Source organism: Microbacterium galbinum (assembly GCF_023101185.1).
GTDB classification, from domain to species: Bacteria; Actinomycetota; Actinomycetes; order Actinomycetales; family Microbacteriaceae; genus Microbacterium; species Microbacterium galbinum.
The window spans coordinates 1815053-1828662 of record NZ_CP078077.1 but is presented as its reverse complement, the minus strand read 5'-3'; the positions used below and the strand labels follow the sequence as shown (position 1 = coordinate 1828662).

The 13610-nt window shown below is 70.0% G+C and carries 12 protein-coding genes; 4 read left to right on the top strand and 8 right to left on the bottom strand.

Annotated elements, in window-relative coordinates; translation table 11 throughout:
* Positions 1–59: 59 nt before the first annotated feature.
* Both recQ and KV396_RS09005 read right to left on the bottom strand, forming a co-directional pair.
* Positions 60–2111 carry a DNA helicase RecQ gene (gene recQ, locus KV396_RS09010; RefSeq protein ID WP_247955494.1) on the bottom strand — a complete coding sequence of 684 codons (2052 nt, stop codon included), beginning with the start codon at positions 2109–2111 and terminating at the stop codon, positions 60–62.
* Complete coding sequence (locus tag KV396_RS09005) at positions 2092–2595, bottom strand: DUF1016 N-terminal domain-containing protein (RefSeq protein ID WP_247957575.1); 504 nt, start codon at positions 2593–2595, stop codon at positions 2092–2094. Before KV396_RS09005 ends, recQ begins: the two co-directional genes overlap by 20 nt.
* Before the next feature lie 107 nt (positions 2596–2702).
* Between KV396_RS09005 and KV396_RS09000 the strand changes: the two genes are divergently transcribed.
* From KV396_RS09000 to KV396_RS08990, 3 genes are all read left to right on the top strand, one after another.
* Positions 2703–3038: a hypothetical protein gene (locus tag KV396_RS09000; protein ID WP_247955493.1), complete on the top strand. Its 336-nt coding sequence runs from the start codon at positions 2703–2705 to the stop codon at positions 3036–3038.
* Between the two features lie 62 nt (positions 3039–3100).
* Positions 3101–3403, top strand: a complete 303-nt coding sequence (locus KV396_RS08995) for a GNAT family N-acetyltransferase (protein WP_247955492.1) — start codon at positions 3101–3103, stop codon at positions 3401–3403.
* On the top strand, positions 3400–4317 hold the full coding sequence (locus KV396_RS08990; RefSeq protein ID WP_247955491.1) for a pirin family protein: 918 nt from the start codon (positions 3400–3402) through the stop codon (positions 4315–4317). Before KV396_RS08995 ends, KV396_RS08990 begins: the two co-directional genes overlap by 4 nt.
* A gap of 117 nt (positions 4318–4434) precedes the next feature.
* Here KV396_RS08990 and KV396_RS08985 read toward each other — a convergent pair whose 3' ends face one another.
* From KV396_RS08985 to KV396_RS08960, 6 genes are all read right to left on the bottom strand, one after another.
* Complete coding sequence (locus KV396_RS08985) at positions 4435–5892, bottom strand: sodium/solute symporter (RefSeq protein WP_247955490.1); 1458 nt, start codon at positions 5890–5892, stop codon at positions 4435–4437.
* On the bottom strand, positions 5889–6263 hold the full coding sequence (locus tag KV396_RS08980) for a heavy metal transporter (RefSeq protein WP_247955489.1): 375 nt from the start codon (positions 6261–6263) through the stop codon (positions 5889–5891). The genes KV396_RS08985 and KV396_RS08980 overlap by 4 nt, the downstream gene beginning before the upstream one ends.
* A complete protein-coding gene (locus tag KV396_RS08975; protein WP_247955488.1) occupies positions 6260–6979 on the bottom strand; it encodes a LytR/AlgR family response regulator transcription factor in 720 nt (239 codons plus the stop codon). The genes KV396_RS08980 and KV396_RS08975 overlap by 4 nt, the downstream gene beginning before the upstream one ends.
* A 9-nt stretch (positions 6980–6988) precedes the next feature.
* Positions 6989–8170, bottom strand: coding sequence for a sensor histidine kinase (locus KV396_RS08970; protein WP_247955487.1), 1182 nt, complete (start codon positions 8168–8170; stop codon positions 6989–6991).
* Positions 8171–8316: 146 nt separating this feature from the next.
* Positions 8317–8556, bottom strand: coding sequence for a YbdD/YjiX family protein (locus KV396_RS08965; RefSeq protein ID WP_247633013.1), 240 nt, complete (start codon positions 8554–8556; stop codon positions 8317–8319).
* 1 nt (position 8557) lies between these two features.
* Positions 8558–10840, bottom strand: a complete 2283-nt coding sequence (locus KV396_RS08960) for a carbon starvation CstA family protein (RefSeq protein ID WP_247955486.1) — start codon at positions 10838–10840, stop codon at positions 8558–8560.
* A 183-nt stretch (positions 10841–11023) separates the two neighbouring features.
* On the opposite strand from KV396_RS08960, the gene KV396_RS08955 reads away from it, so the two are divergent.
* Positions 11024–13573, top strand: coding sequence for an excinuclease ABC subunit UvrA (locus tag KV396_RS08955; protein WP_247955485.1), 2550 nt, complete (start codon positions 11024–11026; stop codon positions 13571–13573).
* The last annotated feature ends 37 nt before the right edge of the window (positions 13574–13610 follow it).

The window sequence follows — 13610 nt, the reverse complement described above, 5'->3', positions numbered from 1 at the left end:
GGGGTCGCGAAACGTCGTTGTGCGCCCCGTGTCATCGACGGAGACGCTGGTGGAGAGGATCAGTTGGCGGCGATGACCGAGAGCACGGCGTCGCCGTAGTCGTCGCGCTTCTTCGCTCCGATGCCGCTGATGCCATCGAGGTCGGCAAGGCTGGCCGGGCGGTTCTCCGTGAGGGCGCGGAGCGTGGCGTCGCTGAACACCATGTACGCGGGTCTGCCCAGTTCACGAGCGGTTTCCGCACGCCAGACCCGGAGGGCTTCGAAGAGCGGCCGGTCGTCGGCATCCACCGAATCCGCGGCCGTCGCCTTGCGTACGCGCGTGGTCGTCGCACGCCCGATCGTGTCTTTGCGCAGGGGCACGGCGGTCTCTCCGCGCAGCACTCCGGCGGCCTGTTCGCCGGGCGCGAGGGTGCCATATTCCCCCTGCGCCATGAGAATGCTCCGGGCGAGAAGTTGGCGAACCACACTGCGCCAATCCTGATCCGAGAGATCGGACCCGATGCCGTAGGTGGCGAGCTTGTCGTGGCCCTGTTGGCGGATGCGTTCGGTCGACGCGCCGCGGAGGATATCGATCAGGTGCCCCGCGCCGAAGGCCTGGTTGCGCTCGCGCTTGAGGCGCACGATCGTCGAGAGCAGCTTCTGGGCGGGGACGAGTCCGTCGAAGGTCTCGGTGTCTTCGAGGCAGGTGTCGCAGTTGCCGCAGGGCTGCGACTCCTGGCCGAAGTAGCCGAGCAGGTTCTGCCGGCGGCACTCGACCGTCTCGCACAGGGCCAGCATCGCGTCGAGGTGCTGTCCCATGCGCATCTTGAAGGTGCGGTCGCCGGGGCTCTGGTCGATCAGGCGCCGCTGCTGCACGACATCGCCCAGGCCGTAGGCCATCCAGGCGACGGACGGCTCGCCGTCACGCCCCGCCCGGCCCGTCTCCTGGTAGTAGCCCTCGACCGACTTGGGCAGGTCGATATGAGCGACGAAGCGCACATCGGGCTTGTCGATGCCCATGCCGAAAGCGATCGTCGCCACCATGACGACGCCGTCTTCGCGCAGGAACCGCGACTGGTTGGCGGCCCGCACCTCGGCGGGGAGACCCGCGTGGTAGGGCAGGGCGTCGAGGCCCTGCGCGGCGAGATACGTGGCGGTCTGCTCGACCGACTTGCGGCTGAGCGCGTAGACGATTCCCGCGGGACCGGTGGCCGCGCCTTCGGCGGACTCCTGCGACTTGATGAAGGAGACGAGTTGCTTGCGCGGGTCGACCTTCGGCACGATCCGGTACTGGATGTTCGGGCGATCGAAACTGGCGACGAAGTGCTGCGCGGTACCGAGCTGAAGACGCTCGGTGATCTCCTGGTGCGTGGCCCGGGTGGCGGTGGCCGTGAGCGCCATGCGCGGAACCCCGGGGAACCGCTCGCCCAGGTCGCCCAACGCGAGGTAGTCGGGGCGGAAATCGTGCCCCCACTGCGACACGCAGTGCGCCTCGTCGATCGCGATCACGCTGAGGGTGCCGCGCTGGAGGAGCGCCGTGGTCTGCGCGTTCGACAGACGCTCGGGGGCGACGTAGATGACGTCGAGCTCACCCGCGATGTAGGAGCGCTCGACCTCGGTACGCTCCTGCGGCGACTGCGTGGAGTTGAGGTAGGCGGCGTTGACGCCGTTGGCGCGCAGCGCATCGACCTGGTCGTGCATGAGAGCGATGAGGGGGCTCACGACGAGTCCGGTGCCCTCGCGCACGAGTGCGGGAACTTGATACGTGATGCTCTTACCGCCACCGGTGGGCATCAGCACCACCGCGTCGCCGCCGGCGATCACCTGATCGACGATCGCGGCCTGGTCGCCGCGGAAATCGTCGTAGCCGAAGACCGTGTGCAGCGCCTCACGCGCGGTCGCGTAGCGGCTCGGCGTGGCGCGGCGGGTGACGGGTTCGCTGCTCGGCCGCGGCGCGGATGCCGTCGACACCGGGGTCGTGGGGCCGGGGCCCCAGTCGAGGGGCGGCTCGAAACCGGCGCCCTGCGGCTCCCAGTCCATCGGCTCGGGCGGGGCGCTGGGCTCCCACCCGTCGTCGTATGGCTCGTCGGCGTACGGCAGGTCCGCGTACGGGTCACGGGGAGTCTGCGGCATCCCTCCAGCGTAACGACCCCCGCCGACGCCGGCCCGCCCCTCTCCACAGGTCCGTCGCCGGGCGGGCGTGCTCCGTATCGGAGGAGATCTCACGCAACGCAGGAGCGCTTCCCCGTTTCCGTCCTGCAGAACGTGAGACCTCCTCCGGAACATGGCTCCAGGGCAATTCGCCAACGGCTTGTTGGCGAATTGAATTGGGAGCAGGCCAAGCTATGGCGAAGCGGCGCATGTAGCGCAGATTCGCTGGAGAAAACCCCGTCATACTCGGGAACGTCGCCCGCAGGTCGGCCGCGAGTCGCACGAGTACTGCAGATCCCCATGCCTCTGCAGCAAGACGCTGCTGGATCGTTCTCCCGATCCGCCACCAGAGCATCAGAAGCTCCGTGTTCGCCACGCGCTGAGCCCTCACCCGCGCCTGCCGGACGTGCGTCTTGAGATCCTCAAGCGTGGTGAGGTAGTCGTCGGGAACTATGCCGTGCGTCATCGTCATAAGGCGATCCTGCTGACGGCCACCGACACCCGGAGCGGTTATCCACAAATCTGCTGCACGCCCACTTTTCCTGCACAGGGACCTCTATGTTGAACGGCGTGATGGCACGACGACGATGGCTCGACGAGGCCGATGTCGGGCTCGTCCTGGTGACGATCTTCATTGCGATGTCTCTATTGCTCCCGTGCTACTTGTTCGTGCTGCACCTCGGCGCCGCGGGGTGCGGCGAGGCATGCGACAGCACGACGACCTGGTGGACGACCGTCACCTTCTTCGCCTTCGACGGCATCCTGTTCGCGGCGGTGATGCCTCTCTACGTTCTGCGCGCGAAACGCTGGGAACGCACGTGGTGGATACCCGCGGGAGGCATTCTTCTATTGGCCGTCGGCGCCCGCATCGCCTACCTCGTGATCCGCATCGCCATCCCCACACCCTGAGGGGTCGGCCGCGCTCCCGCGCGCGGGCGTAGGTTTGAACCAGACGCCCGAAGGAGCACCCGATGACCGACATCACCGTCACCCGCAACGACGACGCCTCGCGCTACGAGATCCGCACCGGAGACCTGCTCGCCGGCTTCGCCACGTTCGTGACGAAGCACGGTCAGATCCGGTTCACGCACACCGAGATCGACCCCGCGTTCCAGGGGCAGGGGCTGGCCGGGAAGCTCGCGAAGGCCGCGCTGACGGATGCCGCGGCGAGCGGCGACGCGATCGTGCCGCTGTGCCCCTACATCGCCTCCTACCTCGAGACGCACGAGATCCCGGGCGCCGAGATCCGCTGGCCGAAGCGACCGGGCGCATGATCGGCGAGCGGCGCATCGTCCTCGAACCCCGCGAGGTTCCCCTCGGCGGAGTCCGGGGCATGAACGTGCTGCGTGCGCTGCCCCACCGCAACCTGCCGACCATCGGCGCGTGGTGCTTCCTCGACCGCTTCGGCCCCGCCGACACCCGCATGCGCGTCGAGCCCCACCCGCACATCGGCCTGCAGACCGTGACCTGGCCGCTCGTCGGCGAGATCCGCCACCGCGACTCGCTCGGCAGCGATGCCGACCTGCGCCGCGGGCAGCTCAACCTCATGACGGCGGGCAACGGCATCTCGCACTCCGAGTACTCGATCGGCGACAACCCGATCCCCCTCGACGCCCTGCAGTTCTGGGTGGTGCTGCCGGAGTCCGCGCGCCACGGGGCCGCCGGCTTCGAGCGGCACACGTCGCTGCCCGGGCTCGCCCTGCCCGCCGAACAGGGAGCGGATGCCTCCGCCACCGTCGTTCTCGGCGAGTTCGCCGGCGTCCGTTCACCGGCGACGGTGCACACCCCGATCGTCGGCGCCGAGATCGTCGTGCCCGCGGGAACCCGCGTGCGGCTGCCGCTGCGCCCCGAGTGGGAGCACGCCGTGATGCTCGTCGAGGGCGATGCGCAGGTGGCGGAGCATCCGCTCTCCCTCAACGACACCCTCTATCTGGGCGACTCCCGCGACACGGTCACGGTCGAGAGCGCAGAGGGCGCCCTGCTGTTCGTCCTCGGCGGCGAGCCCTTCGAAGACGAGATCGTCATGTGGTGGAACTTCGCGGGCCGCTCGCACGACGAGATCGCCGAGGCGCGCGAGGAGTGGGAGGCGGCATCCGCCCGCTTCGGAGAGGTCGAGGGGCACGACGTGCGCATCCCGGCTCCTCCGCTGCCGCCCGTGCGCCTGATGCCCCGCAGCCGCAAGCTCTGACGCCCGCGGTGCCGCGTTCTCGTGGGGGACGCTTCGACAGGCTCAGCGACCCAGTAAGCGGTCGCGGCACGAACTGGGTCCCTGAGCTTGTCGAAGGGCCCCGCCCGCGGCGAACCCTCACCCGCGCTCGGGGGTGTGCACGCGGGCGAGGAACCGGTCGGTGCGAGGCGAGGGCCCGCGCGGGTCGAGCACCGACACGACGATCGTGACGACGACGGCGAGCGGGATCGTCCACGCGGCCGGCTGCGCGAGATACGGTGCGGCGATTCCGACCCCGTCGATCGCCGCATGCACGAGCAGCGCGAGCCCGCACGCGACCCCTCCGCTCACCATGCCGGTCACGGCCCCGCGCGCGGTGAGCCCGCGCCACCAGACCCCCAGCAGCACGACCGGCGACAGCGTGGATGCCGCGACGACGAACACCACGCCGACGCTCGCGACCAGCCCCGCCGGCACCGTGAGCAGCGCGATCGCGAGGGGCACCAGCGCGCACAGCAGCGCCGAGACGCGGAACGAGCGCACCGAGCCCGAGAAGACGTCCTGGCTGATCACCCCGGCGAGCGACACGACGAGTCCCGCCGACGTCGCGAGGAATGCCGCGAAGGCCCCGGCGACGATGAGGGCCGTCAGCAGCTCGCCGATGATGCCGGGGAACACCCGCGACGGCAGCTGCAGCACGACGGTGTCGGCGAGACCCGGCACCGCGAGGTCGGGGGCGGCGATGCGCGCCAGCAGTCCCATGCCGCTCGAGACCGCGTAGAACGCGCTCACCATCGCGATCACGATCACGGTGGTGCGGCGCGCCGAGACGCCGGTCGGGCTCGTGTAGAAGCGCACGAGCACGTGCGGCAGCCCCATCGTGCCCAGCAGCAGGGCGAGCAGGAGGGATGCCGTCTCATAGGCGTCGAACCCCGAGGGGCCGGCCTCGGCGGGGAACACGAGCGCGGGGTCGAAGTCGTGCGGACCGCCGCTCAGCGCGAAGGCGATGAGGATGACCGGCACGAGGAGTGCCGTGAGTTTGAGCCAGTACTGGAACGCCTGCACGTAGGTGATCGCGCGCATGCCGCCCGCGGCGACGGCGGCGGCCACGAGCACCGCCACGGTCACCGCGCCCACCCACTCGGGCAGCCCGGCGACGACGACGAGGGTGATGCCCGCACCGTGCAGCTGCGGCACGATGTACAGCCAACCGATGATGAGCACGGCCGCACTCGTCACCCGTCGCGCCGAGGTCGACTCCAATCGGGCCTCGACGAAATCGGGGATCGTGTACGCCCCGCTGCGGCGCAGGGGGGCGGCGACGAACGCGAGCACCAGCAGATACCCCGCCGCGTAGCCGATCGGGAACCAGAACCCGCGCGCCCCGTCGAGCAGCACCAGCCCCGAAAGCCCCAGGAAGGTGCCCGCCGAGAGGTACTCCCCGCTGATCGCCGAGGCGTTCCACACCGGGCGCACGGTGCGGGAGGCGACGAAGAAGTCGCTCGTCGTGCGCGAGATCCGCAGACCGTAGACGCCGATCAGCAGCGTCGCGACGACCACGAGCGCGACGCCGACGAGATCGAGGACCGCGTTCATTCGCGGTCCCGCAGCGCACGGTACCGGCGCTCGTTGCGCGCGGCGGTGCGCACGTACAGCAGCGCGAACACGAGGATCACCGGATAGAAGGCGAACGCCTGCAGCAGCCACGACAGCGGCAGCCCCCACAGCACGATCCGGTCGATCTCGGGGATCAGCGCGATCGTCAACGCCATCGCCAGCACCACCAGCACGAAACCGGCGATCGTGCCGAGGGCGAGCCGGAACTGGCTGCGCATCAGGGCGCGCGCATACACGGCATCCGCTTCGTCGACCGGGGAGCCCGGCAGGGCGATCCCGCGCGTCGCCGTCGTCGGGCGGCGCGGCGCGGCATCCGCCGTCACCCGCACCCGCTTCGGCGCCTCGGTCACGGCATCCCCTCGCTGCGCACCAGCGCCTCGCGCACGGTCGGCACCAGACGCCTGCTCACCGGCAGCACGATCTCGCCCACCGACACCGACGGATCGGTGCCAGAGAGCCGGGCCTCGGTGACGGCGGATGCCCGCACCAGTGTCGAGCGATGGATGCGCAGGAATCCGGCATCCGCCCATCGCGCCTCGAGTTCGGAGATCGGGATGCGCACGAGATGCCCGACATCGCCGTCGGCGTGGAGCCGCGAGTAGTCGCCCTGCGCCCGCACCCAGCGGATGTCGCTGCGGCGCACGAAGCGCACCGCCGAGCCGATCGAGACGGGCAGCACCTCGTCGTCACCCGCCGAGGGCGCGTCGCCGCGCTCGATCACCCGGTCGACGGCCTGCCGCAGGCGCGCGGCGCGCACGGGCTTGAGCAGGTAGTCGGCCGCGCGCAGTTCGAAGGCCTCGACGGCGCGGGCGTCGTCGGCGGTGACGAAGACGACGGCGGGCGGCTCGGCGAGCGAGAGCAGCCCGCGCGCGAGTTCGGTGCCGAGCAGACCGGGCATGTGGATGTCGAGGAAGGCGATGCGCACGGCACGCTGAGACAGCTGCCGCAGGGCGTCGGCACCCGTCGTGGCCGTGAGGATGTCGCCGATGCGCTCATCGGTGCGCAGCAGGTGCACGAGTTCGTCGAGCGCCGGTCTCTCGTCGTCGGCGACGAGCACGTCGATCATGGCCGCACCTCAGTCGTTGTCCGGGTCGTTCAGCGGTTGCGACTTGGGCACCCGCATGCGCACCAGGGTACCGGCGCCGGTGTTCGTCTCGACGACCAGGCCGCCGTCCGCCCCGTAGAGCTGGCGCAGACGCGTATCGACGTTGCGCAGCCCCACGTGCAGGCCGTCGTCGGCCGCCGTGAGGGTGGAGCGCAGAGCATCCGGATCCATGCCGATGCCGTCGTCCTCCACCGTGATCTCGGTGTGCGTGCCCTCGTCGCGCGACGCGATCCGGATCTCGCCGCCGCCCTCGCCCGGCTCGAGACCATGGCGCACCGCGTTCTCGACGAGCGGCTGCACGGAGAGGAACGGGATCACCGTCGCGAGAGTCTCGGGCGCGATCTGCAGCGTCACGCGCAGACGCTCGCCGAAGCGGGCGCGCTCCAGCTCGAGGTAGGAACGGATGCTCTCGAGCTCATCGGCCACGGTCGTGAACTCGCCCTGCCGCCGGAACGAGTAACGGGTGAAGTCGGCGAACTCGAGCACGAGATCGCGGGCGCGGGCGGGATCGGTCGTGATGAAAGAGGCGATCGCCGTGAGGGCGTTGTAGATGAAGTGCGGCGAGATCTGCGCGCGCAGCGAGCGCAGTTCGGCCTCGGCGAGCTGGGTGCGCGAGGCGTCGAGTCCGCCCAGCTCGACCTGTGCCGCGCACCAGTCGGCGACCTCTTCGGCCGCCCGCACCAGCGCCGCGCGCACCGGGGCCGCGAACGCGACGACCACGCCGATCACGTGGCCGTCGACGACGATCGGCGCACCGACGCCCTCGAGATGGTCGTCGGCGGCCTGCGAGGGGAAGACCTGTCGGCGACCCGATTCGCGCACGCGGCTCGCGATCCGCACGGCCGCGGCTTCCAGCCCGTCGGGCGCGCCGTCGAACGAGACGGTGTCGTCGTCGGCGACGATCGCGACGGCGGCACTGCCGAGCAGCACGCGCAGGTGCCGGGCGGCCTTCACGACCTCCGGAGCCGAGAGGCCCGCGCGCAGGTGCGGAGCGGCGAGACTCGCGTGATGCAGCGCCCGCAGAGCCGCCTGCTCACCCTCGCTGCCGAGATCGGCCGCGCCGCGCGCGAGACGGCGGGCGAGCAGCAGCAGCACCGTCAGCGCGATGCCGCCGAGCACGCCCAGCACGGCGGCGAGAACGACGTCGGTCATGTGATCAGCCTAGGCAGGGTGCCTCGTGGGGGACGCTTCGACAGGCTCAGCGACCCAGCCCTTGCGGGTCCCTGAGCTTGTCGAAGGGCGCCGCCACGCACAACTGGGTCCCTGAGCTTGTCGAAGGGCCCCGCCGGGCGCACCGGTCAGCAGCACCGGGCGCCGGGGTTGCGGTCCTGGTCGTCCATGCGCTGACGCCAGAACTGGCGCTCGGTCATCGGGTCCTCGTCCGGATGATGGCGACGGTGATGGGCGACGTAGGTCGCGTAGGCCGTGTCGCCCATCAGCGTCGTCATGTACCAGCGGATGCCGCGCCCGACCCGCGCCGCGGCACCGAGCAGTGCACGCAGCGGCGTGGGCGCGGCATCCGTGTGATGGATCACCATGTCAGTGGCTCGGGACCTTGCGCTCGTCGGCGAGGATCGGCTCCCACTGCTTCTCGAGCTCGCGCTCGTCGGCGTTGGGCAGGAATCCCGCCGGGGCGAACCGCCGCGAGGCGACCGGTTCGTCTTCGGTGTTCTCGCCGCCGCCGTTGCGGATCGCCTTGATGGTGACGACGATCGCCGCGATCATGACGATCAGCGCGAGCGTCACGAAGATGATCGAGAGCGTGCCCTGCACGGCCGTGTTGCGGATGACCGCCTCGAGCACCTCGCGTTCTCCGAGCGACGTGTCACCGGTGTTCAGCGCCTCGAGGTAGCGGAAGTGGTTCGCCCAGTATCCGATCGCCGGGACCGGCGAGAAGATCTTGTAGAGCGAGGCCGTGACCGTGACGACCGCGGTGAAGGCGAGCGGCAGGCCGATGATCCACACCCACTTGACGTAGCTGCGGCCGCGCTTGGCGACGATCGCCATCACCACGGCGAGCGCGATCGCGGCGAGCAGCTGGTTCGCGATGCCGAACAGCGGGAAGAACGTGTTGATGCCGCCGAGCGGGTCGGTGACGCCGAGGATGAGGATCGCTCCCCAGCCGGCCACCATGATCGCCGTGCAGATCCAGACGCCGGGCCGCCACGAGACGTCGCGGAACTTCGGGAACCAGGCGCCGATCGAGTCCTGCAGCATGAAGCGGGCGACGCGGGTGCCGGCATCCACCGCCGTGAGGATGAACAGCGCCTCGAACATGATCGCGAAGTGGTACCAGAACGCCATGAGCGCCTGCCCGCCGAGCGCCTGCTGCATGATGTGCGCGAGGCCGAGCGCGAGGGTCGGGGCGCCGCCGGTGCGCGAGACGATCGACTCCTCGCCGACCGCTTGAGCCGTGCCGGTGAGCATCTCGGGGGTGAGGTTCACCCCCGTCAGACCCAGCGAGTTCACGAAGGCGACCGCGCCTTCGACCGTGCCGCCCGTCACCGCCGATGGCGCGTTCATCGCGAAGTAGATGCCCTGGTCGATCGAGATCGCGGCGACGAGCGCCATGATCGCGACGAACGACTCCATGAGCATGCCGCCGTAGCCGATGAAGCGAGTCTGACGCTCCTTCTCGACGAGCTTGGGCGTCGTGCCGGAGGCGATCAGGGCGTGGAAGCCCGACAACGCTCCGCAGGCGATGGTCACGAACAGGAAGGGGAAGAGAGGACCGGCGAACACCGGCCCCATGCCGTTCTCGCCGAAGATGCTGACCGCGGGCACCGTGATCTCGGGGCGCACCAGGATGATCGCTCCGGCGAGCATCACGATCACACCGATCTTCATGAACGTCGAGAGGTAGTCGCGGGGAGCGAGCAGCAGCCACACCGGGAGCACCGCGGCGATGAAGCCGTAGATGATGATGCCCCACGCGATCGTGGTGCGGTCGAGGTGGAAGATCGCCTGGCCCCACTCGGTGCCGGCGACCCAGCCGCCGCCGATGATCGCGGCCATGAGCAGCACGAACCCGATGATCGAGACCTCGGTGACCTTGCCCGGGCGCAGGAAGCGCAGGTAGATGCCCATGAAGATCGCGATCGGGATGGTCATCGCCACCGAGAAGACGCCCCAGGGGCTCTCACCGAGGGCGTTGACGACGACGAGCGCGAGGATCGCGACGATGATCAGCATGATCAGCAGCGAGGCGATGATCGCGGCGGTGCCGCCGATCCGCCCGAGCTCCTGGCGGGCCATCTGGCCGATCGTGCGGCCTCCGCGGCGCATCGAGAAGAACAGCACGGTGTAGTCCTGCACGGCGCCCGCGAGCACGACACCCACGATGATCCAGATCGTGCCGGGCAGGTAGCCCATCTGCGCGGCGAGCACGGGACCGACGAGCGGGCCGGCGCCGGCGATCGCGGCGAAGTGGTGCCCGTAGAGCACGCGGCGGTCGGTGGGGACGTAGTCCTTACCGTCCTGCTTGACCTCGGCCGGTGTCGCGCGGCGATCGTCGGGGCGGGTGATGTACTTCTCGATCACCTTCGAGTAGAAGCGGTAGCCGATCAGATAGGTGCAGACCGCCGCGAAGACGAACCAGATCGCGTTCACGGTCTCGCCGCGCACGATCGCGAGCATCACCCAGGCGACACCGCCGAGCAGCGCGATCGCCGTCCAGATCAGGATCTTCGGGAGGGTCCAGCGCCGGCTCTTCTCCTCGTGCTCGGGAGAGAGGGCGACGGGTGGGAGTTTCGGGTCGGTGACGATGATGGGCTCGTCGTCGACGGTTCCGGCGCCGCGTCGGCGCGACGAAGGTGCAGTCATGGGGTTCTCCTCGGGGTGCGCGTCATTGCGTTCCCCCACGCTAGGAAACGGGCGCGGGGGTCGAGGGGCGGGAGCGGATGCCGTGCGACGAGCGGCATCGACGATGCGACGAACGGACGCCGCGGCATCCGTTCCTGAATGGCACCCAGGGCGATGTCCGACGTCGCGGATACACTCGCGACAATGCCCTCCCCCTCTGAGAACGCACCCGACTCGTTCGTCCGCGTCCGCGGGGCGAACGAGAACAACCTCCGCTCCGTCGATGTCGACATGCCACGCGATCGGATCGTCGCGTTCACCGGAGTCTCGGGATCGGGCAAGTCGTCGCTCGCGTTCGGCACCATCTTCACGGAAGCCCAGCGCCGATATCTCGAGTCGGTGGCGCCGTACGCGAGGAGGCTCATCCAGCAGGGCCACGATCCGCACGTCGAATCGATCTCGGGCCTGCCCCCGGCGGTCGCCCTGCAGCAGCGACGCGGCGCGCCCAGCTCGCGATCGAGCGTCGGCACCGTGACGACGCTGTCGAACTCGTTGCGCATGCTCTTCTCCCGGGCGGGCACCTTCCCGAAGGGTTTCACGACCCGGCTCGACTCCGATGCGTTCTCTCCCAACACCGTCGCCGGAGCCTGCCCGGAGTGTCACGGCATCGGCGTCGCGCACACCGTCACCGAGGACTCGCTCGTGCCCGACCCTTCGCTGAGCATCCGCGAAGGTGCGATCGCCGCCTGGCCGGGCGCGTGGCAGGCGAAGAACCTGCGCGACATCACGATCGCGCTCGGCTACGACGTCGACGTCCCCTGGCGGGATCTTCCCCCCGCCGATCGCGAGTGGCTGCTCTTCACCGACGAGCAGCCGGTGGTGCAGATCACTCCGCAGCGCGACCGCGTGGCCAAGCCCTACAACGGCATGTTCTGGAGCGCCAAGAAGTACGTCTTCCACACGCTCGCCGACTCGAAGAGCCAGATGATGCGCACCAAGGTGCTCCAGTTCGTGCGATCCGGGCCGTGCCCGCTGTGCGGGGGTACGGGGCTGCGACGCGAGGCCCTGGCCGTCACGTTCGCCGGCCGATCGATCGCCGAGCTCAACGCTCTCCCGCTGACCGACCTCGCCGACGTCATCCGCCCGACGACGCAGCTCACCGAGGTCACGCCTGCGCTCCCCACCACTCTCTCGGGCGAGCGCACCGACGTCGCCGTCGCCCTCACGACCGACCTCCTCGCGCGCATCGAGGTCCTCACCGACCTGGGGCTCGGCTACCTGGGGCTGGGCCGAGCGACGACCACCCTGTCCCCCGGTGAGATGCAGCGGCTCCGGCTCGCGACGCAGCTGCGGTCGGGACTCTTCGGGGTGGTCTACGTGCTCGACGAGCCCTCGGCCGGTCTGCATCCCGCCGACGCCGAGCAGCTGCTTGAGGTGCTCGCACAGCTCAAGAGCTCCGGGAACTCGGTCTTCGTGGTCGAGCACAACATGGACATCGTCCGCCACGCCGATTGGATCGTCGACGTCGGCCCCGGTGCCGGCGAAGGCGGTGGGCACGTGCTCTACAGCGGCGCGGTCCCGGGGCTCGCCGCTGTCGAGGCATCCGTCACCCGGCCGTTCCTGTTCCCCCACGCGCATGCGGCATCCGTGACGCGACGCGACCGCCGAGAGGCGTCGGCGTGGCTCACGGTCGAGGGCGTGAGCCTGCACAACCTCGCCGACATCGATGCATCCGTCCCGCTCGGCACCCTCGTCGCCGTGACGGGTGTCTCGGGGTCGGGCAAGTCGACACTCGTCAGTCGGGTGCTCCCCGAAGTCGTGCGCGCGCACCTGCGCTCGGACGACACCCCCGACGAGATCGACGACACCCCGATCGATGCCGGAGGCGACGACTCCCGGCCGGCCGAGGCGACGGTGCCGGATGCGGGCGCCGACTCCCTGACCGTGCGCGACGTGCGCGGTCTCGAGCACATCGATCGTCTCGTGCGGGTCGACCAGAAGCCGATCGGCCGCACACCGCGCTCGAACCTCGCGACTTACACGGGCCTGTTCGATGCCGTGCGTGCCGTCTTCGCCCGCACCGACCTCGCCCGCGAGCGCGGGTACGGCGCCGGACGCTTCTCGTTCAACGTCGCCGGCGGGCGCTGCGAGACCTGCCTCGGCGAGGGATTCGTCTCGGTCGAGCTGCTGTTCCTGCCCGGCAGCTACGGGCGCTGCCCGACGTGCGACGGCGCGCGGTACAACGCCGAAACGCTCGAGGTCACCTACGACGGCCGGACGATCGCCGACGTGCTCGCCCTCACCGTCGAGCAGGCATCCGAGGCGCTGGCCTCGATTCCGGCGGCGGCACGCAGCCTGCGTGCTCTCCTCGACGTCGGGCTCGGATACCTCCGCCTCGGTCAGCCCGCCACCGAGCTCTCCGGCGGCGAGGCGCAGCGCATCAAACTGGCGACCGAGCTGCAGCGCGTGCGCCGGGGCCACACTCTGTATCTGCTCGACGAGCCGACCACCGGGTTGCACCCCGCCGACGTGCAACGGCTGCTCGCGCAGCTGCATGCGCTGGTCGACTCCGGCGACACCGTGGTCGTCGTCGAGCACGAGATGGACTTCGTCGCTGCGGCGGACTGGGTCATCGACCTCGGGCCCGCCGGAGGCGACGCGGGGGGCCGCGTCATCGCGGCCGGAACCCCGGAGCACGTCGCGCGGAATCCCGCGAGCCGCACGGCGCCTTACCTGGCCGAACGCCTGCGCTGACCACCGACGCCGTGCTTTTGCACGGCCCCCTCGGCAT

What these genes read in the sequence shown, in the direction of transcription:
- recQ (WP_247955494.1), bottom strand. Translation starts at nt 2,111, where the DNA reads ATGCCGCAGACTCCCCGTGACCCGTACGCGGACCTGCCGTACGCCGAC.
- KV396_RS09005 (WP_247957575.1), bottom strand. Translation starts at nt 2,595, where the DNA reads ATGACGCACGGCATAGTTCCCGACGACTACCTCACCACGCTTGAGGAT.
- KV396_RS09000 (WP_247955493.1), top strand. Translation starts at nt 2,703, where the DNA reads ATGGCACGACGACGATGGCTCGACGAGGCCGATGTCGGGCTCGTCCTG.
- KV396_RS08995 (WP_247955492.1), top strand. Translation starts at nt 3,101, where the DNA reads ATGACCGACATCACCGTCACCCGCAACGACGACGCCTCGCGCTACGAG.
- KV396_RS08990 (WP_247955491.1), top strand. Translation starts at nt 3,400, where the DNA reads ATGATCGGCGAGCGGCGCATCGTCCTCGAACCCCGCGAGGTTCCCCTC.
- KV396_RS08985 (WP_247955490.1), bottom strand. Translation starts at nt 5,892, where the DNA reads ATGAACGCGGTCCTCGATCTCGTCGGCGTCGCGCTCGTGGTCGTCGCG.
- KV396_RS08975 (WP_247955488.1), bottom strand. Translation starts at nt 6,979, where the DNA reads ATGATCGACGTGCTCGTCGCCGACGACGAGAGACCGGCGCTCGACGAA.
- KV396_RS08970 (WP_247955487.1), bottom strand. Translation starts at nt 8,170, where the DNA reads ATGACCGACGTCGTTCTCGCCGCCGTGCTGGGCGTGCTCGGCGGCATC.
- KV396_RS08965 (WP_247633013.1), bottom strand. Translation starts at nt 8,556, where the DNA reads ATGGTGATCCATCACACGGATGCCGCGCCCACGCCGCTGCGTGCACTG.
- KV396_RS08960 (WP_247955486.1), bottom strand. Translation starts at nt 10,840, where the DNA reads ATGACTGCACCTTCGTCGCGCCGACGCGGCGCCGGAACCGTCGACGAC.
- KV396_RS08955 (WP_247955485.1), top strand. Translation starts at nt 11,024, where the DNA reads ATGCCCTCCCCCTCTGAGAACGCACCCGACTCGTTCGTCCGCGTCCGC.